This is a genomic window from Rhodococcus sp. IEGM1428, from assembly GCF_050321865.1.
Taxonomy (GTDB): Bacteria; Actinomycetota; Actinomycetes; order Mycobacteriales; family Mycobacteriaceae; genus Rhodococcoides.
The window spans coordinates 644,529-664,631 of record NZ_JBNQFW010000003.1; the positions used below are offsets into that span (position 1 = coordinate 644,529).

At 64.6% G+C, this 20,103-nt stretch carries 20 protein-coding genes; 10 read left to right on the forward strand and 10 right to left on the reverse strand.

Annotation, left to right across the window (positions count from 1 at the left end):
- The first annotated feature begins 63 nt into the window (after positions 1-63).
- Both ACQR3T_RS17905 and ACQR3T_RS17910 read left to right on the forward strand, forming a co-directional pair.
- Positions 64-2,244: a glutamine synthetase III gene (locus ACQR3T_RS17905; RefSeq protein WP_032376302.1), complete on the forward strand. Its 2,181-nt coding sequence runs from the start codon at positions 64-66 to the stop codon at positions 2,242-2,244.
- Between the two features lie 229 nt (positions 2,245-2,473).
- Positions 2,474-3,547, forward strand: coding sequence for an alkene reductase (locus tag ACQR3T_RS17910; protein ID WP_428694348.1), 1,074 nt, complete (start codon positions 2,474-2,476; stop codon positions 3,545-3,547).
- Positions 3,548-3,671: 124 nt separating this feature from the next.
- Here the strand turns inward: ACQR3T_RS17910 and ACQR3T_RS17915 are convergent, their stop codons facing one another.
- From ACQR3T_RS17915 to ACQR3T_RS17925, 3 genes are read right to left on the reverse strand one after another with little or no spacing between them, the layout of a single operon-like run.
- Positions 3,672-5,177 (reverse strand): tripartite tricarboxylate transporter permease, encoded by a 1,506-nt coding sequence (locus ACQR3T_RS17915; protein ID WP_428694350.1) that lies wholly within the window; start codon positions 5,175-5,177, stop codon positions 3,672-3,674.
- A 16-nt stretch (positions 5,178-5,193) separates the two neighbouring features.
- On the reverse strand, positions 5,194-5,727 hold the full coding sequence (locus ACQR3T_RS17920; RefSeq protein ID WP_428694351.1) for a tripartite tricarboxylate transporter TctB family protein: 534 nt from the start codon (positions 5,725-5,727) through the stop codon (positions 5,194-5,196).
- Positions 5,724-6,713, reverse strand: a complete 990-nt coding sequence (locus ACQR3T_RS17925) for a Bug family tripartite tricarboxylate transporter substrate binding protein (protein WP_428694352.1) — start codon at positions 6,711-6,713, stop codon at positions 5,724-5,726. The genes ACQR3T_RS17920 and ACQR3T_RS17925 overlap by 4 nt, the downstream gene beginning before the upstream one ends.
- A 113-nt stretch (positions 6,714-6,826) precedes the next feature.
- Between ACQR3T_RS17925 and ACQR3T_RS17930 the strand changes: the two genes are divergently transcribed.
- From ACQR3T_RS17930 to ACQR3T_RS17940, 3 genes are all read left to right on the forward strand, one after another.
- Positions 6,827-7,234 carry a universal stress protein gene (locus ACQR3T_RS17930; RefSeq protein ID WP_269602388.1) on the forward strand — a complete coding sequence of 136 codons (408 nt, stop codon included), beginning with the start codon at positions 6,827-6,829 and terminating at the stop codon, positions 7,232-7,234.
- 119 nt (positions 7,235-7,353) lie between these two features.
- Positions 7,354-8,760 carry a hemolysin family protein gene (locus ACQR3T_RS17935; protein ID WP_428694353.1) on the forward strand — a complete coding sequence of 469 codons (1,407 nt, stop codon included), beginning with the start codon at positions 7,354-7,356 and terminating at the stop codon, positions 8,758-8,760.
- Positions 8,757-9,776 (forward strand): hemolysin family protein, encoded by a 1,020-nt coding sequence (locus ACQR3T_RS17940; protein WP_428694354.1) that lies wholly within the window; start codon positions 8,757-8,759, stop codon positions 9,774-9,776. Before ACQR3T_RS17935 ends, ACQR3T_RS17940 begins: the two co-directional genes overlap by 4 nt.
- A gap of 314 nt (positions 9,777-10,090) precedes the next feature.
- Here the strand turns inward: ACQR3T_RS17940 and ACQR3T_RS17945 are convergent, their stop codons facing one another.
- Positions 10,091-10,570 carry a DUF6764 family protein gene (locus ACQR3T_RS17945; protein ID WP_032376310.1) on the reverse strand — a complete coding sequence of 160 codons (480 nt, stop codon included), beginning with the start codon at positions 10,568-10,570 and terminating at the stop codon, positions 10,091-10,093.
- Between the two features lie 206 nt (positions 10,571-10,776).
- Between ACQR3T_RS17945 and ACQR3T_RS17950 the strand changes: the two genes are divergently transcribed.
- Positions 10,777-11,127: a VOC family protein gene (locus ACQR3T_RS17950; protein ID WP_032376311.1), complete on the forward strand. Its 351-nt coding sequence runs from the start codon at positions 10,777-10,779 to the stop codon at positions 11,125-11,127.
- Here the strand turns inward: ACQR3T_RS17950 and ACQR3T_RS17955 are convergent, their stop codons facing one another.
- Positions 11,128-11,502, reverse strand: a complete 375-nt coding sequence (locus ACQR3T_RS17955; RefSeq protein WP_032376312.1) for a winged helix-turn-helix transcriptional regulator — start codon at positions 11,500-11,502, stop codon at positions 11,128-11,130.
- A 120-nt stretch (positions 11,503-11,622) separates the two neighbouring features.
- Here ACQR3T_RS17955 and ACQR3T_RS17960 point away from each other — a divergent pair, with 120 nt between their 5' ends.
- Both ACQR3T_RS17960 and ACQR3T_RS17965 read left to right on the forward strand, forming a co-directional pair.
- Complete coding sequence (locus ACQR3T_RS17960; RefSeq protein ID WP_428694355.1) at positions 11,623-12,477, forward strand: SDR family oxidoreductase; 855 nt, start codon at positions 11,623-11,625, stop codon at positions 12,475-12,477.
- Between the two features lie 43 nt (positions 12,478-12,520).
- Positions 12,521-13,129, forward strand: a complete 609-nt coding sequence (locus tag ACQR3T_RS17965; RefSeq protein WP_428694356.1) for an FKBP-type peptidyl-prolyl cis-trans isomerase — start codon at positions 12,521-12,523, stop codon at positions 13,127-13,129.
- 16 nt (positions 13,130-13,145) lie between these two features.
- Here ACQR3T_RS17965 and ACQR3T_RS17970 read toward each other — a convergent pair whose 3' ends face one another.
- Both ACQR3T_RS17970 and ACQR3T_RS17975 read right to left on the reverse strand, forming a co-directional pair.
- A complete protein-coding gene (locus ACQR3T_RS17970; RefSeq protein ID WP_052069996.1) occupies positions 13,146-13,775 on the reverse strand; it encodes a lipocalin family protein in 630 nt (209 codons plus the stop codon).
- Positions 13,775-15,838, reverse strand: a complete 2,064-nt coding sequence (locus ACQR3T_RS17975) for an MMPL family transporter (protein ID WP_428694415.1) — start codon at positions 15,836-15,838, stop codon at positions 13,775-13,777. The genes ACQR3T_RS17970 and ACQR3T_RS17975 overlap by 1 nt, the downstream gene beginning before the upstream one ends.
- Before the next feature lie 148 nt (positions 15,839-15,986).
- On the opposite strand from ACQR3T_RS17975, the gene ACQR3T_RS17980 reads away from it, so the two are divergent.
- Complete coding sequence (locus ACQR3T_RS17980; protein ID WP_037154039.1) at positions 15,987-16,466, forward strand: MarR family winged helix-turn-helix transcriptional regulator; 480 nt, start codon at positions 15,987-15,989, stop codon at positions 16,464-16,466.
- Positions 16,467-16,682: 216 nt separating this feature from the next.
- Positions 16,683-17,081 carry an STAS domain-containing protein gene (locus tag ACQR3T_RS17985; protein WP_428694357.1) on the forward strand — a complete coding sequence of 133 codons (399 nt, stop codon included), beginning with the start codon at positions 16,683-16,685 and terminating at the stop codon, positions 17,079-17,081.
- 162 nt (positions 17,082-17,243) lie between these two features.
- On the opposite strand, the gene ACQR3T_RS17990 is transcribed toward ACQR3T_RS17985, so the two are convergent.
- The 3 genes from ACQR3T_RS17990 to pruA form a co-directional block, all read right to left on the reverse strand.
- Positions 17,244-17,432 carry a hypothetical protein gene (locus ACQR3T_RS17990; RefSeq protein ID WP_032405716.1) on the reverse strand — a complete coding sequence of 63 codons (189 nt, stop codon included), beginning with the start codon at positions 17,430-17,432 and terminating at the stop codon, positions 17,244-17,246.
- 70 nt (positions 17,433-17,502) lie between these two features.
- On the reverse strand, positions 17,503-18,447 hold the full coding sequence (locus ACQR3T_RS17995) for a proline dehydrogenase family protein (protein ID WP_428694358.1): 945 nt from the start codon (positions 18,445-18,447) through the stop codon (positions 17,503-17,505).
- On the reverse strand, positions 18,444-20,093 hold the full coding sequence (gene pruA / locus ACQR3T_RS18000; RefSeq protein WP_428694359.1) for an L-glutamate gamma-semialdehyde dehydrogenase: 1,650 nt from the start codon (positions 20,091-20,093) through the stop codon (positions 18,444-18,446). Before pruA ends, ACQR3T_RS17995 begins: the two co-directional genes overlap by 4 nt.
- Positions 20,094-20,103: the final 10 nt, after the last annotated feature.

Here is a 20,103-nt window from a genome sequence, read left to right on the forward strand (position 1 = left end):
ACAGTCGCCGGGTCGGACTCCGCAAAATCCAGCTGTGGAGCAGCACCTTGTCAAGGGGTAGCCATGAGTGGAAATACCGTACGCCTGCAGGCGATCAAAGACGTCGAGGCGTATGTGCCGCCTGCGGTCAGCTTCGTCGGAGACGAGAAGCCGGGCGAGATCTTCGGTGAGAACGTCTTCAGCAAGGTCGTGATGCAGAAGCGTCTGCCCAAATCGGTCTTCAAGTCCGTGATGGCGACGATCGACAAGGGCAAGAAGCTCGATCCGATGGTCGCCGACGCCGTGGCGTCGGCGATGAAGGACTGGGCCCTGGAGAAGGGTGCGACGCATTACGCGCACGTCTTCTACCCGCTCACCGGGTTGACGGCCGAGAAGCACGACAGCTTCTTCGACCCGGTCGGCGACGGCAGCGCACTCGCCGAATTCGCAGGCAAGACGCTGATCCAGGGCGAGCCCGACGCGTCGAGCTTCCCCAACGGCGGTCTGCGCAATACGTTCGAGGCTCGTGGGTACACCGGCTGGGACGTCACCAGCCCGGCGTACGTCCTCGAGAACCCGAACGGCAACACCCTGTGCATCCCGACGGTGTTCGTCTCGATGACCGGTGAGGCCCTCGACCACAAGACGCCGTTGTTGCGTTCGCAGCAGGCGATGGGCGGACATGCCGAGCGCATCCTGAAGCTGTTCGGACACGAGAACATCGAGAACATCGTCTCGTTCTGTGGTCCTGAGCAGGAGTACTTCCTCGTAGACCGGCACTTCTTCCTGGCCCGTCCCGACCTGCTCAATGCGGGTCGCACCCTGTTCGGATCGAAGCCGCCCAAGGGCCAGGAATTCGACGACCACTACTTCGGAGCCATCCCCGAGCGCGTACTCGGCTTCATGATGGACACCGAGCGTGAGCTGTTCAAGCTCGGTATCCCGGCCAAGACTCGGCACAACGAAGTCGCCCCCGGACAGTTCGAGATCGCGCCGATGTTCGAGCGCGGCAACATCGCAGCCGATCACCAGCAGCTGTTGATGACGACGTTCAAGACGATCGCCAAGAAGCACGGTATGGAGTGTCTGTTCCACGAGAAGCCGTTCGAGGGCGTCAACGGCTCGGGCAAGCACGTCAACTTCTCGCTCGGCAACTCCGAGCTCGGATCACTGCTCGTTCCCGGCGACAATCCGCACGACAACGCGCAGTTCCTGGTCTTCTGCGCCGCCGTCATTCGCGCGGTACACAAGTACGGTGGTCTGCTGCGCGCCTCGGTGGCGTCGGCGACCAACGATCACCGTCTCGGGGCCAACGAGGCTCCGCCCGCGATCATCTCGATCTTCCTCGGTGATCAGCTGGCAGACGTGTTCGATCAGATCGCCAAGGGTGCAGCCACGTCCTCGAAGGGCAAGGGCACCATGATGATCGGTGCCGACACCCTGCCCGTGCTGCCCACCGATCCCGGCGACCGCAACCGGACGAGCCCGTTCGCGTTCACCGGCAACAGGTTCGAGTTCCGCGCGCCCGGCTCGATGCAGACCGTCAACGGTCCGATGGTCACGATCAACACGATCATGGCCGAGGCGCTGGACTACATGGCGACCAACCTCGAAACTGCCGTCGCCGACGGCACCGACTTCGACACCGCCGTGCAGAACCTGCTGACGGAGATCATCACCGAACACGGGGCTGTGGTGTTCAACGGCGATGGTTACTCGGACAACTGGCAGGTCGAGGCCGAAGCACGCGGACTACCGAATCTGCGTACCACCCTCGACGCACTGCCGGAGTTGATCTCCGAGTCGGCAATGGAACTGTTCGAGAAGTACAAGGTGTTCAATCACCGAGAGATGCACTCGCGCTATGAGATCGGGCTCGAGCAGTACGCGTTGACAGTGTTCGTCGAAGCGCGGTTGACGCTGGAAATGGGCCAGACGTCCATCCTGCCCGCAGCGGTGCGCTACCAGACCGAACTGGCGCAGAACGTCAGCGCTCTCAAGGGTGCAGGCGTCGACGACGTGGACATGACTGCGCTGCAAGCAGTCTCGGCTCCACTGTCGGAGCTGCGCGCAGCGTTGGCGACATTGAAGGGCGCGCTGGAAGCCGACCCGGGTGGCGAAGCTCTGGCCGAGGCCGTGCATGCGAAGGACGAACTGCTGCCCGCCATGGCTGCCGTCCGTTCTGCGTCGGACACACTCGAGGCAATGGTGGCCGACGATCTCTGGCCGCTGCCGACGTATCAGGAGATGCTGTACATCCTCTGAGTGCGCAACGCAGGAGTGGAGCCTGCGGAACGACCGGATGGGGCAGGAGTTGAGCCTGCGGAACGACCGGATAAGCAGTGGTGTGGCTGAGTGCCGTGTGTGGCACTCAGCCACACCACTGTTGTTTTCGGGGTGAGCAATATCTCGAGGCGGAATAGCTCGGTGGATCTTTCGGGTTCGGAGTGAGCAGTGGCAAAGACTGTGCACGCACTCGTGAGGAGAGAGATCCATGAAGTTGTTTTCCCCGTTGGCGCTCGGTGACCTGAAGCTCGACAACCGGTTGGTGATGGCTCCGCTGACGCGGGTGCGCTCCGGGAAGGGCGGCGTGCCGGGCCCGCTGGTGGTCGAGCACTACAAGCAACGCGCATCCCTGGGTCTCATCGTCAGTGAAGGCACCTACCCGAGCCACGCGGGCCAGGGCTTCCCAGGTCAGCCCGGTCTGGTGACGGACGAGCAGATCGAGGGTTGGCGCAACGTTGCCGACGCAGTGCACGCCGACGGCGGACTGATCGTCGCTCAGGTGATGCATGCCGGTCGGGTGACCCACGAGGCGACGACGGGTGGCCGCGAGGTCGTCGGGCCCAGCGCTGTGGCGATCGAGGGAGAGACTCACACGTACGAGGGCAAGAAGGCGTACCCCACCCCGCGTGCGCTACGCGAGGACGAGCTGCCCTCGGTGATTGCCGATTTCGTCCAGGCGTCGAAGAACGCGATTGCCGCCGGGATGGACGGTGTCGAGATTCACGGCGCCAACGGTTACCTGCTCCACGAATTCCTCTCGCCCGCCTCGAACCAGCGGGACGACGCATACGGCGGCTCACCGGAGAACCGGGCGCGGTTCGTGGCCGAGGTGGTCGAGGCAGTGGTCGCCGCTCTGGGAGCCGGCAAGGTTGGAATTCGTATCTCACCCGAGCACAACATTCAGGATGCCCTCGAGACGGACGCCGACGACGTGCGTGCCACCTACCGCGCGTTGGTGGACCGAATCGCACCGTTGGGTCTGGCGTATCTCAGCGTGCTGCACAAGGATCCGGCCGGTGAGCTGGTTCAGGATCTGCGGCAGGCGTTCGGCGGATCCGTGCTGGTCAACAGCGGTTTCGGTGAGATCACCAGCCGCGACGAGGCGCTCTCGCTCCTGGACAACGGAATCGGCGACGCCATCGTCGTCGGCCGTCCGGCGATCGCCAACCCCGACCTCGCCTACCGCTGGCGCGAGGACCTACCGCTGAACGAGCCCGATCAGAGCACCTTCTACACCGATGGTGCCAAGGGCTACACGGATTACCCGGCTTTCACTGCCTAGCGGCAGGAGTGGAGCCTGCGGAACGACCCGATGCGCAGTGGTGCGGTTGAGTGCCCCTGGGGCTCGCAGGAGTGGAGCCTGCGGAACGACCCGAGAACAGAGCCGCACCACTGCGCGGAGCGCACTAGAAGTCCGCGGTCTTGCGGGCCCTGATCTTGCTGACGATCGAGAACACCACGGCGATGATCATCAGTGCGTAGAGCACGATGGTGATGCCGCTGCTGACGAGGATCGACGGGTCGCCCTCGCTGACGGCCAGCGCGCGTCGAAGCGATTCCTCGGCAAGCGGGCCGAGGATCACGGCGATCAGCACCGGTGCGAGTGGAATCTCGTAGCGCCGCATCATGAATCCGACGATGCCGAGCCCGAGCATGAACATCAGGTCCACGATCGACGCACTGGACGCGTAGACGCCGAGGGCGGCGAACACCGAGATGCCGGCGTAGAGGTAGTTCTTCGGGATCTTCAGCAGCTGGGCCCACAACGGTGCGAACGGCAGGTTGAGGATCAGCAACACGATCATCGCCAGGAAGAGGCTGGCCAGCAGGGCCCAGACGATGTCGCCGCTGCGCTCGAACAGGAGCGGTCCGGGTTGCATACCGTACTGCTGGAACGCTGCGAGCATGATCGCCGCTGTGGCGGACGTCGGTAGACCCAACGCCAGCAATGCGCCCATGGCCGTTCCGGCCGTGGAGTTTCCGGCCGCCTCGGGTCCTGCCACGCCACGAATGGCGCCTTTGCCGAACATCGGCTTCTCGCGTTTGCGATCGAGTCGACGCTCGGTGCCGTAGGCCAGGAAGCTCGGCACCTCGGCACCGCCCGCTGGTATGACGCCGAACGGCACACCGAATGCCGTCCCGCGTAGCCAGGCCGGGAGTGCTTCGCGGAACTCCGCCCTGCTCAGCCACGGTCGTCCCTGCGACTTGATCAACGACCGATCCTCGGGCCGCCCGATCTTCGACGCGATGTGGATGACCTCGCCGAGGGCGAGCATCGCCACGGTGATGACGACGATGTGGATGCCGTCGAACAGGGCCGGCACCTCGAAGGTGAATCGTGAAGCGCCCGAGGGTCCGTCGATACCGATCACCGCGAGGGTGAGGCCGATGAGCAGGGCGGTCAGACCTTTGAGGGCGGAATCCGAGACCACCGCCGAGGTGGCGATGAACGCGAACACCGCGAGTGCGAGATATTCGGCGGGTCCGAAGTTGGTCGCCAGCGCCGCAAGCGTCGGGGCGAAGAACACGACCAGGGTGGTGGCGATCATGCCACCGATGAACGACGCGATGGCCGAAGTCGCCAAAGCCTGTGGGGCGCGGCCGTTCTTGGCCATTCGATGTCCCTCGAACGTACCGGCGATGGCGGTGCTGTTGCCGGGGGTGTTCATCAGGATGCCCGAGATGGAATCGCCGAACAGGCCGCCGAAGTACACTCCGGCGAACATGATCAGGGCAGCGGTGGGGTCGAGAGTGAAGGTGACCGGCAGCAGCAGGGCCACCGCCATGGCAGAGCCGAGACCGGGCAGCACGCCCACAGCGGTGCCGAGCAACGCGCCGACGAACACCCACACCAGGTTCATCGGAGTCAGCGCGGTGCCGAACCCGTCGAGAAGATTACTCAATGAATCCATCGGAAATTCAGCTCCGTCAGAAGATCTGGGCGAGAACGCCGCCGGGCAAGGTCAGGCCGAGGCCCGCGGAGAATACGATCTGGACGGTGCTCGAGACCAGCAGCGCGACTGCCGCGTCGAACACGTAACGGCGACCACCCAACCCGATCGAGACGCCCCAGAACAGCAACGCTCCGGCGAGAACCCAGCCGAGCGGGTCGAGCAGGGCGATGAACAAGGCCACCGATCCGACGGTGATCGACAGGGTGCGCCAATTGCTCACGGTGCCGGTGTGCGGCTTACCGTCGGCGTCGACTCCGCGGTCGATCACGTCGGGCTTGACCATCAGTTGGATGGTGATCAACAGCGCCACCACGAAGCAGCCGCCGGCGACGATGGCCGGAAAGACCTGCGGGCCAGGTGAAGTGGCGGTCGGCGGAACCTGCATCGTGACGGTTCCGTAGACCAGGAACAGTCCCAGTGCGACGAGGAGCACCGGAACGATCAATCCGCTGCGCCCGGTCCAGAAAGACCGGGACGTGCCGGTGTCGGTGGTCGTTGTTGTTGTCATACCAGCCCCAACTCTTCGAGAATTCCGGTGATGCGTGCCTGTTCGACGTCGAGGAACTCTCCGAACTCGTCTCCCGTCACGACCGATTCCTTCCACCGGTTGCGTTCGACGGCCGTTGCCCACTGCTCGGTCTCGACCATCTCGGTGACGATGTCGACGAGCGTCTGTCGGTCCTCGTCCGAGATTCCCGGGGGCGCAACGATTCCGCGCCAGTTGACGAGATCGACGTTGTAGCCCTGTTCGATGAACGTGTCCACATCGAATCCCTCGAGCGGCTCGGGTGCGGCCACGGCGAGTGCACGCACGTTGCCTGCCTCGATCTGGTCGCGGAAGTCGTTGAACCCGCTGACCGCGACGCCGACGGTGTTCGACAGCAGCGACGTCAGGACCTCGCCGCCGCCGGAGTAGGCGATGTAATTGATTGCGGCCGGATCGATGTCGGCTTCCTGGGCCAATTGGCCCGCCACGATGTGGTCGATGCCGCCGAGCGACCCGCCGCCGATCGGCAGGCCACCGGGGTTCGCTCGCCAGGCCTCGATCATGTCCTCGAGATTCTGGATCGGCGAGTCCTTCGGGACGACGAACACCTCGAAGTCCTCGGCGAGTTTGGCGATCGGAACGGTGTCGGCGAGGGTGGTCTCGGAGTTGTTGATCGCGATACCACCCAGCATCACGGTGCCGGTGATCATGACGGTGGTGGGCTGACCGCTGAGGTTCTCGAGTTGGCTCAGACCGATGGTGCCGCCTGCACCGGGGACGTTGACGACCTGGGCGTTGTTGACGATGCCGTCGCTGCGCAGCGCTTGCTGCGACTCGCGGGCGACCAGATCCCAGCCGCCGCCCGCAGCAGCCGGAGCGATCAGTGTCAGTTTGGCTCGGGCATCGGAGCCGCTGGCACTGCGAGCGGCGTCGACACCCGCCACGGTCACCGCTCCCACCACCGCCAGGGCACCGACTGTTCGAAGCAACGTGGGCGGTATCGCCATCAGAGACCTTTCGTGTGGTGTGTCACAGCGTCAGGTTAGATACAGTTTGTCCGATTAGTCCAGTTCACAATGTCGAGGACGATCCTCGGTGATTTCGAGCAACGGGAGAGACCGTGTCTTCAGCGAACACAGCGGTAGCAAGTGCAGTGGCAGTGGCGATGAGCAACACCCCCGAGGGGCAGGAGGCGCTGCGACGTGGTGCCGCCGAGGCCGAGCTCCGTCAGGCCCAGCTGATCGTGTTGTCCGTGGTGGATCGCGATTCCGTGTCGGCGGAGGACCGAAGCGCGGCGCAGGCCGAGGTGGAGCGGACGCTGCCGGGAGCAGCGACGACCGTGCGCGTCGAGCCGGACGGCGGCGACCCGGCCGGTGCACTGGTCGATCTCGTGGCCGACGTCGGTGCGGGCATGGTCGTCATCGGCTCCAAGCGCCGATCCGCAGTCGGCAAGTTCTTGATGGGAAGCACCGTGCAGCGAGTGTTGCTGGACTGCCCGGTTCCCGTCCTCGTCGTGAAGGCGCCGTGACCCGGTAGTATCGGACAAACTTCACACACACCACCCCGAGGAATCATGGACAGCGATAAACCCGGGCCGGACACGGCTCCCCGCACCACAGCTACTACGTGCGAGGCGGTGTCCGGCGAATGAGCGTTCTGCTCACTCTTCTGCTCGGCCTGCTCGTCGTTTTTCTCATCACCGTCGCAACCGGCTACTTCGTAGCTCAGGAATTCGCGTACATGACCGTCGACCGGTCCCGGCTCAAGGCGCGTGCCGAGGCCGGTGACGCCGTCGCAGCTCGTACGTTGACCGTCACCAAGCGCACGTCGTTCATGCTCTCGGGTGCGCAGCTGGGCATCACCGTCACCGGCCTGCTGGTCGGCTACGTCGCCGAACCGCTGATCGGTCAGTCGTTCGGCGCGATACTGGGCGGCGTCGGTGTTCCGACGGCAGTCGGTGTCGGACTGGGTGCAGTTCTGGCGATCACCTTCGCGACGTTCGTGCAGATGCTCTTCGGCGAACTGTTCCCGAAGAACTTCGCCATCGCCCGCCCGGAGCCGGTGGCTCGCTGGCTCTCGCTCTCGACGACCATCTACCTCAAGCTCTTCGGCTGGTTGATCACCATCTTCGATCAGTCGTCGAATCTGCTGCTCAAGGCGCTCAAGATCGAACCCGTGCACGACGTGGAGCATTCGGCGAATCCGCGCGACCTCGAGCACATCGTCTCGGATTCCCGCGAAACCGGCGACCTGCCCGAGGAACTGTCGACTCTTCTGGATCGCATTCTCGACTTCCCGACGCGCACCGTCGAACATGCGATGATTCCGCGTTCACGAGCTGCAACCGTGCGCGACACCGACACCCTCGGTGAGGTGAAAGCGCTGATGGGACAGGAGCATTCCCGGTATCCGGTGCTCGACGAGGACGACGGAATCGTCGGCGTCGTGCACCTGCACGACGTGCTGGCCTCCGTCGAGCCCGATTCGACGCCGATCTCCGGACTCACCCGCGATGCACTGATTCTGCCCGAACTGCAGAGCCTGCCCGACGCGATGCGCGAGCTGCGGGCAACTCGGAACCAATTGGCCTGTGTCATCGACGAATACGGCGGCCTCACCGGCGTCATCACCATCGAGGACCTGGCCGAGGAACTCGTCGGTGAAATCACCGACGAGCACGACGACGGCGTGCTCGACCCGAGCCCGGTCAGCGCTGACGACGGTAGCTGGACGATGGCGGGGGAGGTGCACATCGACGAGGTAGAACGCGCGATCGGGGTGGATCTGCCCGACGGTGACTACGAAACCATCGCCGGATTCGCCATCGCGCATCATGGTTCGCTGCCCGACGTCGGTACCCGGATCGAGGTGGATCTCCCGCCGGACAACGCAGATCTGGCCAACGACGACGAGACGCCGATTCGTTTCGTCACGATCGAGGTGCAGGAGATCGACAGTCACGTGCCGTCAGTACTGACCCTCACCATCGACGAGCGGGCAACCGAGCACGACGAGAATTCGGCCGAGTCCGACATTGCAGGAGCACACCGATGAGCAACCTCTGGGTCTTTCTGGCCGTCACCATCGGTCTGATCGCTGCGAGCGCCTTCTTCGTCGCGGTCGAGTTCGCTCTACTCGCGGCCAAGCGGCATCGCCTCGAAGATGCTGCACCGAACTCGCGATCCGCTCGGGCCGCGCTCCGCAGTTCCTCGGAGCTGACGGTGCTGCTCGCCGGATCGCAGCTCGGTATCACTGTGTGCACCCTCGCCCTCGGTGCAACGACCAAACCGGCGGTGCACTACTGGCTCACACCGCTTTTCGAGGGCATCGGCCTGCCGTATTGGTTCGCCGACGTGCTGGGATTCGTCCTCGCGCTGATCGTCGTCACGTTCCTGCACTTGGTCGTCGGCGAGATGGCCCCCAAGTCGTGGGCCATCGCGCATCCGGAGAAGTCGGCCACGATGCTCGCGCTTCCCATGCGTGGATTCATGTTCGTCACTCGGCCGGTGCTCACGATTTTGAACAACATGGCCAACTGGTGCCTGCGCAAGGTCGGCGTGGAGCCGGCCGACCAGGTGGGGTCCGGGCAGAACGCAGACGATCTCCGCCAGCTCGTCGAGCACTCGGTCAACGTCGGTGCACTCGACGCCAGCTACCAGGCTCAGATTTCGGGGGCGTTGGAACTGCAGGATCTCACCGTCGGCGATCTGGTTGCCGGGAGCGGCACGCCGACCTCGGTGTCGTCGTCGGCCTCGATCGACGACGTGCGGGAGGCGTCCCGGATCAGTGGACATCTGCGCATCCTCGTCAGCGACGAGGACGTGGTGAAAGGTGTTGTACACGTGCGGGACACGTTGACCAACCCCGAGAATCTGGCCGAGATCACGCGTCCGGCGTACACCCTGGAATCCACCACTCCGGTGTACGTGGCGCTCGCGTCGATGCGCGAGACCCGGCACCATCTGGCGCTGGTGGTGGATGCTTCGGTCGGGGTGGGTGACACCGCGCGGACGATCGGCGTGGTGACGCTGTCCGATGTGCTGACGCGGCTTCTGCCCGAACCCGTCTGATTCGACTCCGGCATTCGAACGAGTCATCCCCGACCGGCCTACACGGCCGATCGGGGACGACTTGTCCATACGTCGTGTCCGAGCGAATCAGACCGGGGCGACGACCAGCAGGTGTGCCCAGTACGACGCGACGTCGTGGCCGAGTTGGGGGAGCAGCACGTCGTAGAGCAGGTAGGACATCATTGCCGTCGAACTCCTTGTTCAGCGGGTCGTTGCCGACTCGCATACCGAGACTTGTAGGTCATTGAGACTGTAGATGACCGGGCCTTCGGTGGCATCCATATCGCCTACTCGCGTGCGTTGCTCGGAACGGGTCAGCCGATGCAGCCCTGAAGCGTGGTGAAGCTGCCCGCGATTCCGGCACCGTTGCACACTGCGCCCTCGGGGGTGAGCGTGATGGTCGAGCCCGGTGCGGCCACTGCGATGGAGAGTCCGAGACCGGCGGCGGTGTTCTGCGCGACCGCCCCTGGGCCGAAGGCGATCGCCGCAGGCGCGCCGCCGAAACTGCCGTTGCTGACGGCAGTTCCGCCGTTCAGACCGAGTGCCAGAGCCGCCGCATTGTTCACTGCCTCCGCCGAGCCCCAGCCCTCGAGGCCGAATCCTGCGGCCGCACTGGCACCGTCTGCGGAGCTGTCGCACTGCGATTCTCCGACGAGCGCAGCGATGTCGGCACCTCCGGGCGCTGTGGTGCAGGCGACCGGCGCTGCCGATGCCGTGCCGGGCACCAGGGCTGCGAAGGTGCAGGCGAATCCGAATGCTGCCGCTCCGCCGAGAATTCTCTTGGTGTGGAACATGGTGAATGCCTCCCGAGATCGATGCGTCGGCACCGGTGCGCCGAGCGTTATGGTCGCTGGGCCGGTGTTGCTGGGACCCGACTCCCTGACGTCGAGTCTCGACCCGTCCGAGCGCGGTGCGGGTTCGTCGACATCTCGAAAACGTCTCGGTAGGATAACGCCGAGATAACGCGACGTGCAGCGCGGTCTGTACCTACGATTGCCTCATGATCGGACGCATCGACGAGGTCGTTTTCGACTGCACGGAGCCGGCGTTGCTGGCACAGTTCTGGGCCGACATACTCGGTGGTCGGCCTGCCATGCGCGACGACTCGTGGCACTTCGTCGATGTCCCAGGGTTCACTCGGCTGGCGTTTCAGCGAGTTCCCGAGGGCAAGTCCGGCAAGAACCGGCTTCATCTCGACGTCGACGTACCCAGTATCGACAGGGCCGTCGAGCAGGCGGTAGCGCTGGGCGCGACAGTGCTCGGCGACCGGCACTCCGACGCGGCCGGATCCTTTCAGGTGCTCCTCGACCCCGAGGGCAACGAGTGGTGCTTGGTGACTCCGCCCAGCTGATCAGCGAGCGTCGTGCTGGGTGCGTGATTCGAGAACGAGCGGCATGTTGCCCTCGATGAGTTCGATGAGGTCGCTCAAGCGGGTGCCGACGTCGCGCCCCAGCGGGGTGAGGCTGTACTCCACCTTGGGTGGGATGGTCTCGAGCACCGTCCGCACCACGAGGCCGTCACGCTCGAGCGTCTGCAGGGTCTGCGACAGCATGCGTTCACTGACGCCGTCGACGCGTCGGCGCAATGCGTTGAAGCGATAGTCGCCTTCGGTGAGTGCCGCCAGGGCCAGGACTCCCCACCTGCTCGTGGCGTTCTGCAGGGTCTGTCGCGACGCGCAGTCCCGCGCGAAGACGGACGCTTCGAGGGAGTCGGCGGCATCGGGCATATGGCAATGCTAGCGCATGCCGAAACATCAGTGATTACCATCGCAGTTGCACTGCACTAAAAGTAAGTGCATGATGAGGTGGAACTTGAAACCTCAACCCCGAGACACGCAGGAGTCGGCATGACCACAGCAGTAACCGGAGCAACGGGCAACCTCGGCGGACTCGTCGTCGACGCACTCATCACACGCGGCGTCGCACCCGGCGACATCGTTGCCGTCGTCCGTAACGCAGACAAGGCCGCGCAGCTGGCCGAACGCGGCGTCGTCGTTCGGGTTGCCGACTACAGCGACACTGCCGCCCTGACATCTGCATTCGCAGGCGTGGACAAGGTGCTGCTGATCTCGGGATCCGAGGTTGGGCAGCGAATCGCGCAGCACAACAACGTGATCGACGCCGCAGAGGCGGCCGGGGTGAGCCTGATCGCGTACACCAGCTTGCTCGCCGCCGACACGTCAGGAGTGAGCCTGGCACCCGAACACAAGGCGACCGAGGAGCGACTCACCGCATCCGCGATCCCCGCGGTCTTCCTGCGCAACGGTTGGTACTGGGAGAACTACCTCGGCTCGCTCGCCCAGACCGTCGAGGGTGGGGTTCTGCTCGGCGCAGCGGGGAACGGCAAGATCGCGGCAGCATCGCGCGCGGACTATGCCGAAGCTGCTGCCGCCGTGCTGACCCACGACGATCAAGGCGGCAAGATCTACGAGCTCGGCGGCGACGAGCGTCTGACCTACGCCGATCTGGCCGCCGTCATCGGTGATGTTTCCGGCAAGCCGGTGGTCTACAAGGATGTGCCGGAGTCCGAGTACGCCGCAATTCTCGAGGGTGCCGGTCTGCCCGATTTCGTGGCGACCATGCTCGCCAGTGCCGACGCCGGCATCTCGCGAGGCGAACTCGATACCGACTCCGGTGATATGCAGGCCCTGATCGGTCGGGCATCCACTCCGGTGGCCGAGGTGCTTCGCGCCGCAGTGTGACGGGTGTGCCAGGGACTGCGCCGCTACTTGTAGCGTTGGCGCGGTGAATCAGACGAAGACCCGCACCCTGTTCCTGGCCGCCTCCGCATCGCTCGTTCTCCTGACGGGTGCATGCAGTTCGGATACGGACAGCTCGTCCCCCGCGACGACGACGTCCGCCTCTACGTCCGCCTCGGCCGAGGCCGCATCGGCCGGCACCTGCCCCACGGCAGCCCCCGATTCGGCCGCAACCCCCGAGTGGACGCTTGCCGGGGATACCGGCAGCATCGCCGTCGTCGGATCCACGGACACCGCGGCACCGGCGGTCACGGTCGAGGCCCCGTTCAGCGTCGCCGAGACACAGGTGAAGACACTGACGGTCGGTGACGGTCCGGTCATTGCGGACGACGCCTCGGTGTCGGTCTGCTACACGGGTGTCAACGGACGCGACGGGGAGATCTTCGACAGCAGCTTCGCGAGCGGCGCACCGATCGATTTCCCGCTGAACGGTGTGGTGGCGGGCTTCCAGAAGGCAATCGCCGGGCAGACCGTCGGCTCGACGGTCGCCGTGGCGGTCACGTCGGCCGACGGTTACCCGAGCGGCCAGCCGCAGGCAGGAATCGAGCCGGGAGACAGCTTGATCTTCGCTATCTCGATCCTGTCCGCGAGCTGACTGCGGCTCCGCCGCACTACACGGTCGAGAGCTGCTGAATCGTGGTTGCGCCGCCCGGGGTGGGCGTCGTGGTGATGAAGTTCGAGTCGTACCCCAGCGATTCGACGACGCTGCGGATCTCGCGGAACTGATCGACGCTGACGTCGGGCGTGCGCTTGAGCACGAATCCGGACGTGCGGGTGGGGCTTCCGACGAATGCCCACGAGTAGTCGTCGGCGATGTAGGCCACGATGTAGTTGGTCGGCCCTTCCTGGCTTTCCTGCGTGGGAACTCCCGGGAAGCTCACGTGCAGTTGGGCTTTGGTGACCGTGTCGTTGACCCGCGCGTTGCCGACGATGCGGTTTTCCTGGCCCGTCCAGGTGGTGCAGGTGTTCTCGACGCGAATGTTGGATTCGTCGATCATCTGGTAGTTCGCCTGGGTGTCGCGGGCGCAGATCAGGTTGAACGGCTGCGGCACCGCGGCAACCTGGTTCCAGGTGCCCAGGTAACGCTCGACATCGAGTGACGGGATCGGTGCCAGTGGCTCGAGGCCGACCGATCCCAGAGGGCCGACCGGTTGTGCCTGCGCCGGGGCCGCGGCGAGCAGGGCACCTGCGGCCACTACTCCGGCAATTGCGGTGCGGCCCAGTGCGGTACGGATATTCATCAATTCGCTCCTTGTGTTGCGGTTGTGGTTGCGATCTCGCTGGAATCGATTCTGTTCGGCCACCAGATTCTCGGGCCGATGAGGGTGAACAGGGCGGGGATGACGACGGTGCGCACCACGAAGGTATCGAGCAGAATGCCGAGACCGACGATGATGCCCAATTGGGTGAGTGTGATGAGCGGCAGGACGCCGAGTACGCAGAAGACCGCTGCCAGAACGATTCCCGCGCTGGTGATGACACCACCGGTGGCCGACACTGCCCGTACGATGGCAGCCCTTGTACCGTGCCGCGGCGTTTCCTCGCGGGTACGCGTGACGAGGAAGATCGTGTAGTCCACTCCCAGGGCAACGAGGAACAGGAACGCGAACAGCGGGGTGTTGTCGTCGAGCGCGGGGAACCCGAAGATGTGCAGGCTCACCCAGCTACCGATACCGATGGCGGCCACTGCACTCAATACCGTTGTCGCGACCAGGATCAGCGGTGCGACAACCGCTCGAAGAAGTATCAGAAGTACGGCGAGCACCACCGCGAGGATCGCGGGGATGACCACGAGACGGTCACGAGCTGCGGCGTCGGTGGTGTCGAGTGCCTTGGCGTCGCTGCCACCTACTCGAGCGTCGTCCACTCCGGCGAGTGCGGAGCGGAGGCTTTCGATCACGGTGAAGGAATTTTCGGACGCGGGAGCCGCATCGGTGACCACCGACAGGCGGGTCAGTCCGGTACCGGAATCTGCGACGCGATCGACCGAGACGATTCCATCAGTGCCCTCCACGATGCCGATGACCTCATCGATGCTCGAGGTGGGCGCGAGAATCGTCGTCGGATCGGCCGAACCGGCCGGAAAGTGTTGCGAGAGAGTATCGAAGCCTTCGACGGATTCGGCGGTGACACGGAACTGCTCGGTCTGCGAGAGGCCGATCTGAGTGCCGAACAGTGCCGCACAACACGCCAGTAGCGCGACGATGGTGACCGAGGCCGTTGCCACCGGCCGTCGCGAGACACCTGCTGCGATCGAATGCCACACGCCTTCGGTGGTGGTGTCTCGATCCGATTGCTTGGGGACGAACGGCCAGAACAGCTTCGGGCCGCACAGTGCCAGCAGTGGCGGCAGCACGAACAGGACGAACACCGCTGCGACGACGAGTCCGGCTGCGGCCAGCGCTCCCAGGCTGCGGGTGCTGGGCAGGATTGCGAGGAGCAAAGTCAGCAGTGCCAGCACGACGGTGGCATTGCTGGCGATGATGGCGGGCCCGGCCTGCCGGACGGCCTGACGAAGGGCGAGGCGGTGGTCGGACTCGCGACGCAATTCCTCGCGGTAGCGAGAGATCAACAGCAGCGCATAGTTCGTTCCGGCACCGAACACCAGCACGCTGGTGATTCCCGAGGTCGAACCGTCGAACGAGAGGCCGGTGACCTCGGCCAGGGCAGTGCCGACGGTAGTGGCGAACCGGTCTGCGAAACCGATGACCAGCAGCGGCACCAACCACAGAATCGGTGACCGGTACGTGACGATCAGAAGGACGGCCACCACGAGCGCGGTGACGGCGAGCAGTGTGAAGTTGGCTCCGGAGAACGAGTTCGCAATGTCGGCACCGAAAGCGGGGCCGCCGGTGACCTGAGCGCGCAGGTCCGGTGGGAGGCCGTCGGTCGCGGCGGATCGCAGCTCGGTGATCAGTTCGTTCAGTGTGAAGCCCGACAGCTCGGAATCGACCTGGACGAGAGCGATCGCAGCCTTGCCGTCGGGTGCCACGATCGGAGGGGGTCCCGACTCGTCGGGCACCGAGCGGTCGACGGCGAGCAGTCGGGTCTGTGCGGCCGCAGCGGCCTCGATGTCGGCCGGGGTCAGGTCTGTGCCGTCGGTCCGGCTCAGAACCAGGATCACGGGGGCGGTGTCGGAGGCCGGAAACTCGGCCAGAAGCTGGTCCACCTGGTAGGACTCGGCAGAGGTCGGCAGCGAATTCGGTGACTGACCGGCCGAATCGTTGCTTCCGACGAGCCCCATCACGGCGGCCGAAAGAATGAAGATCGCGAGCGCAATTGCCCATGATCGACGGTGCGTCACCGCCGCGGCGATGCGATCCCACGCGGCGTTGTTCTCGGTTCGTGTGCGGTCCACGCTCAAAACAATCTCATTTACTTAGATATTAAGCAACTGAATCTGTTGCGGGCAGTAGTCTGACGGTGACCGCAGCGAAGGAGTTACCACCGACATGACCGACCGAAACCACCTCGAATCCGCAATATCTGCGGATCTCCGAGCGCTTTCTTCGGTCTCCGAGCAGATCGGTCAGGTTTTCGGAGCCCTACACAGCCTGCGGCCCAACGACTTTCGTGCCCTGCTGCATGTGATGGTCGCGGACGTGGAGGGCGCACCGCTCACTGCCGGTGAACTCGGCACGATGTTGGGGCTCTCGTCTGCGGCCATGACCTACCTCGTCGAGCGCATGATCGCTTCGGGTCACATACGACGCGAATCGGATGCATCGGACAGACGCAAAGTGATTCTGCGGTACGACGAGCACGGGATGGAGGTCGCTCGCGGCTTCTTCGGACCCCTCGGAATGCGGACCAGCGCCGCACTGGCAGACCTTCCCGATGCCGATCTGGCCGCCGCGCATCGGGTGTTCGAATCGCTCATCGGTGCCATGCGTGAACACCACGCCGACCTGGGTAACAGCAGTCGAGCGTAGGGCGCGTGCCCGGGTGCGATGTTCGAACCGCTGGTGGGCGGCCTGCTCGAGCCGATGCTGGACTCCGAGCCTGCGAGTGCCGTAAGGTTGGCCGAGGTTGAGCTAACAGCCGGTCACGGGGAAACGCAGCGAAGTCGGCGTCCGGGTCAGGCATTATTCTGCTCCCGCTGCGTCAATCGGTTTCCCCCTCAGTTCGACCGATCGATGGGATCTGCCATGAGTGTTGAATCTTCAGGCAACAAAGTTCGAACCACCCCGGTGACTGTCGCGGAGAAGTCCGTGTCCGTCGCAGCAACCGGAGCAATCTTCACCGCGCACGACGGCCCCGACGGCTCACTCGTCGTCGCCGTCCACGGCGACATCGACATGCGCAGCGCGCCGATGTTCTCCGATTTCGTCTGCAGCCGCGTGTCCAGCAAACGGCACGTCACCCTCGACCTGTCCGATGTCGAGTTCTTCGGCATCGCAGGTCTCACAGTTTTCGATGCGGTCCGCGATTACACGGCCGGCATCGGCGCATCATGGTCGGTCGTCGCAGGACGTTCGGTCTCGCGTTTGCTCCAGGTCGCAGACCTCGAGGCCACTGTCCCGACGTCTCGTCCTTCGAGCGACTAGAAGTACTCCGGCGATAATCGCCGCGACAAGAGGTGGGCAGCTCCTGTACAGGGGCTGCCCACTGTTCGTTCCGGCCCCAACCTCGATTCACAGAACGGACGATCCTGCTCGACGGCTCAGCCGAGGCGCAGGATCGTCCGAATGTGTTTCAGCCCAAACGAACTAGTCTTTGGTTCCTTCGGAGTCGCTGAAGAACGCCCACTCGCCGTCGTGCTCCACTTCCAGTCGCCAGCCCAGCTCTTCGTTGTCTGCGCGGCTGTCCTTGAACCAGGCATGCGCATCCTCGGAACTGGAAATGTCCTTGGTGTCGACGACGGTTCCGTGCGGATCGATAACTCTGTAGTTTGCCATGACGTCGGGATGCCCCGATGTCGCGCAACCTAATCCACGTTGGAGGCGATCGAGTACTTCGGTGAACCCTCTACTTGCGCGAGATCAACGATCGCGCGAAGAACATCAGGTTGGCCGGGCGCTCGGCCAACCTGCGCATGAAGTAGCCGTACCACTGCTCTCCGTACGGCACGTACACCCGAACGTGTCGATCGGCGTCGACGAGCCGCCGTTGCTCCTGATCGCGGATGCCGTAGAGCATCTGGAACTCGAAGTCCTCGGACGACCTGCCCGCGGCCGACGCGAATGATTCGGCAGCCTCGATCATCTCCGGGTCGTGCGAGGCGACCATGGGATAGCCGCGGCCGTCCATCAGGATCTTCAGGCACCGGAGGTACGAGTCGGACACCTCCCGTGCACCTTGAAACGCTACCGACGACGGTTCGTTGTACGCCCCCTTGCAGAGTCGTATCCGTGATCTCGGTCCGGACAATTCCGCGCAGTCCGCTTCGGTTCGCCTCAGGTACGCCTGCAGCACCGTGCCCAGATCGGGAAAGTCGACGCGGAGCTCACGCACGATCGACAGTGTCGAATCGGTGGTCGTGTGGTCCTCGGCATCGACCGTCACCCATACCCCGGCCGCAGCGGCAGCCGTGCAGATCGTCCTGGCGTTCTCCAGCGCCAGGGTCCGATCGATTCCCTGACCGAGAGCCGAGAGCTTGAGTGAGACCTCCAGCGCGTTGGTGTTGCTCCTCCGGGACGAAAAGCGCTCTATCAGAGACAGATACGACTCGACGGTGGCGCTCGCCCGATCTCGGTCGGTGGTGTCCTCACCGAGATAGTCCACGGACACGAACCGACCCGAGTCCAGCAGGGCGTCGACAGCGGTGACGGCCGCGGGCTCCGATTCCCCCGCCACGAAGCGGTCGACGAGAGCGCGAGTGGCACGCATTCGCGTCACCGTCGCCTGCAGTTTGGGCGATCGAGCGGCCGCCAGCAGCGCCGGCCGGAGGGGATTGTTCAGCAGGGTAGTCATCGCGTGCCCTCGCCTTCCTGATGCGGGTAGCCGTGGGTGGTCGGCGGGACGAACGTTTCCTTCACGGTGCGGGCCGAGGTCCAGCGGAGCAGATTCTGCGGCGAGCCGGCTTTGTCGTTCGTTCCCGACGCGCGGGCTCCGCCGAACGGTTGCTGGCCCACCACTGCGCCGGTCGGCTTGTCGTTGACGTAGAAGTTTCCGGCTGCGAATCGTAGTGCGGCATGGGCCTGTTCGACGGCAGTGCGGTCGGTGGCGATGACCGCACCGGTCAGCGCGTACTTGGATCCGTTGTCGACGGCGCACAGTGTGTCGGCGTAGGCGTCGGGCTTACTGTCGTCGTAGACGTGCACGGCCAGGATAGGCCCGAAGTACTCGGTGGTGAAGGCCTCGTCGGTCGGGTCGTCGCCGAGGAGAACGGTGGGAGAGACGAAGTAGCCCTCGGAATCGTCGCACGTTCCGCCGGCGGCAATGGTCAGGCTGGGCACGGATTTCGCTCGATCGAGTGCAGCTGCGTTGCGGTCGAACGCCTTTCGGTCGATGACGGCTCCGCCGTAGTTCGACAGATCGGTCACGTCGCCGTACTTCAGCGCCGATACCTGTTCGATGAACGTCTCACCCATCGAAGCCCACAACGATTTCGGAACGAAGGCGCGAGACGCTGCCGAGCACTTCTGTCCCTGGAAATCGAATGCGCCACGAATCATGGCCGTGGTCAACACTTCCGGATCGGCGGAGCTGTGCGCGACGATGAAGTCCTTGCCGCCGGTCTCGCCGACCAGCCTGGGGTACGAGTGATAGTTCGAGATGTTGGTGCCCACCTCGCGCCACAGCGTCTGGAAGGTTGCGGTGGACCCGGTGAAGTGGATGCCCGCCAATCGTGGATCGGCCAGGGCCACCTCGGACACCATCGGTCCGTCGCCGAGGACCAGGTTGATCACGCCCGGTGGCAGACCGGCTGCTTCGAGGAGCTGCAGCGTCAGATACGCGGCGACGGCCTGGGTGGGGGAGGGCTTCCACAGCACGGTATTGCCCATCAGTGCAGGCGCGGTGGGCAGGTTGCCGGCAATGGCGGTGAAGTTGAACGGGGTGATCGCGTAGACGAACCCCTCGAGTGGGCGGTACTCGACGCGATTCCACACTCCCGGGGCCGAGACCGGCTGATCGGCGAGAATCTGTCGAGCGAACGCGACGTTGAACCGCCAGAAGTCGATCAGCTCGCACGGCGCGTCGATCTCGGCCTGATACGCCGACTTGGACTGCCCGAGCATCGTTGCGGCAGCAATCTTTTCGCGCCAGGGACCGGACAGTAGATCGGCTGCTCGAAGGAACACGGCGGCGCGCTCGTCGAACGGGAGATCGCGCCACATCGGGGCTGCGGCACTCGCGGCATCGATGGCGTCGCGAACATCCTGATGGCCGGCACCGGCGAAGCTGCCGATGATCGACGAGTGCCGGTGCGGCTCGACGACATTCTCGACAGCGCCGTCGGCGACGCGGTGAACCCCGCCGATGACCTGCTTGATCTCGACGGGCGAGGTTCGGAGCTCGGTCAGGCGTGTCCGCAGTCGGGCACGTTCGGCGCTCCCCGGCGCGTAGGTGTTGACCGGCTCGTTGATGGGGGTGGGAACTGATGTGACGGCGTCCATAGCTGCTCCT

Coding starts and splice junctions, on each gene's coding strand:
- ACQR3T_RS17905 (WP_032376302.1), top strand. CDS start 64: ATGAGTGGAAATACCGTACGCCTGCAGGCGATCAAAGACGTCGAGGCG.
- ACQR3T_RS17910 (WP_428694348.1), top strand. CDS start 2,474: ATGAAGTTGTTTTCCCCGTTGGCGCTCGGTGACCTGAAGCTCGACAAC.
- ACQR3T_RS17915 (WP_428694350.1), bottom strand. CDS start 5,177: ATGGATTCATTGAGTAATCTTCTCGACGGGTTCGGCACCGCGCTGACT.
- ACQR3T_RS17920 (WP_428694351.1), bottom strand. CDS start 5,727: ATGACAACAACAACGACCACCGACACCGGCACGTCCCGGTCTTTCTGG.
- ACQR3T_RS17925 (WP_428694352.1), bottom strand. CDS start 6,713: ATGGCGATACCGCCCACGTTGCTTCGAACAGTCGGTGCCCTGGCGGTG.
- ACQR3T_RS17935 (WP_428694353.1), top strand. CDS start 7,354: ATGAGCGTTCTGCTCACTCTTCTGCTCGGCCTGCTCGTCGTTTTTCTC.
- ACQR3T_RS17940 (WP_428694354.1), top strand. CDS start 8,757: ATGAGCAACCTCTGGGTCTTTCTGGCCGTCACCATCGGTCTGATCGCT.
- ACQR3T_RS17945 (WP_032376310.1), bottom strand. CDS start 10,570: ATGTTCCACACCAAGAGAATTCTCGGCGGAGCGGCAGCATTCGGATTC.
- ACQR3T_RS17950 (WP_032376311.1), top strand. CDS start 10,777: ATGATCGGACGCATCGACGAGGTCGTTTTCGACTGCACGGAGCCGGCG.
- ACQR3T_RS17955 (WP_032376312.1), bottom strand. CDS start 11,502: ATGCCCGATGCCGCCGACTCCCTCGAAGCGTCCGTCTTCGCGCGGGAC.
- ACQR3T_RS17960 (WP_428694355.1), top strand. CDS start 11,623: ATGACCACAGCAGTAACCGGAGCAACGGGCAACCTCGGCGGACTCGTC.
- ACQR3T_RS17970 (WP_052069996.1), bottom strand. CDS start 13,775: ATGAATATCCGTACCGCACTGGGCCGCACCGCAATTGCCGGAGTAGTG.
- ACQR3T_RS17980 (WP_037154039.1), top strand. CDS start 15,987: ATGACCGACCGAAACCACCTCGAATCCGCAATATCTGCGGATCTCCGA.
- ACQR3T_RS17985 (WP_428694357.1), top strand. CDS start 16,683: ATGAGTGTTGAATCTTCAGGCAACAAAGTTCGAACCACCCCGGTGACT.
- ACQR3T_RS17990 (WP_032405716.1), bottom strand. CDS start 17,432: ATGGCAAACTACAGAGTTATCGATCCGCACGGAACCGTCGTCGACACC.
- ACQR3T_RS17995 (WP_428694358.1), bottom strand. CDS start 18,447: ATGACTACCCTGCTGAACAATCCCCTCCGGCCGGCGCTGCTGGCGGCC.
- pruA (WP_428694359.1), bottom strand. CDS start 20,093: ATGGACGCCGTCACATCAGTTCCCACCCCCATCAACGAGCCGGTCAAC.